The organism is Falsirhodobacter sp. alg1 (assembly GCF_000739715.2).
In the GTDB taxonomy this organism is placed as follows: Bacteria; Pseudomonadota; Alphaproteobacteria; order Rhodobacterales; family Rhodobacteraceae; genus Falsirhodobacter.
This window is the reverse complement of the sequence record NZ_BBJC02000146.1, coordinates 1-471: the sequence shown is the minus strand read 5'-3', so window position 1 is coordinate 471 and position 471 is coordinate 1. Positions and strand designations below refer to the sequence as shown.

Sequence of the window (471 nt, the reverse complement as noted above, 5' to 3'; positions counted from 1 at the left end):
GAAATGCGCCAGATCGTTCTGGCCTTGGATGAAGGCCGCGCACTGTCGGGCAAGACTGCCGAGGTTGTGCAGGAAATGCGGAATGCTGGCGGCTATCGCGGCATCCCGGTTCCTCTGGCTGCTCTGGAACAACGCAACACGGTAGCGGCTGATGTGCCGAACCCCGTGCCCTAATCTTGCGTCAATATATCGTGCCAGCTTTTCCGGCAAATAGCGTGCCAAGGCCGTTCTTATGGCGATGCGCGGCTCTGACTGGCGCAAGGCGCGCAATGCAGCCTCCATGCCGCCAGCGGGCAGCAGATCAAGGCGCAGCACCTCTCCCTCACGCCAGTAGCTGCTGGCCTGCAGAATTGCTGGCCCGGATAGCCCGCGGTGTGTGAACAGCACAGGTTCCTGAAAGGTTGCGCCTGTCCGAACTTTTGCCTCCACAGCCACACCCGCCAAGGGGCGCAGATGTTCCAGCTCCTGTTC

1 protein-coding gene is annotated in these 471 nt (G+C 61.4%); it reads right to left on the bottom strand.

Annotated elements, in window-relative coordinates:
* On the bottom strand, nucleotides 1-471 hold a 471-nt coding region (locus TR36_RS16290), incomplete at both ends, for an NAD(P)/FAD-dependent oxidoreductase (protein WP_237763622.1).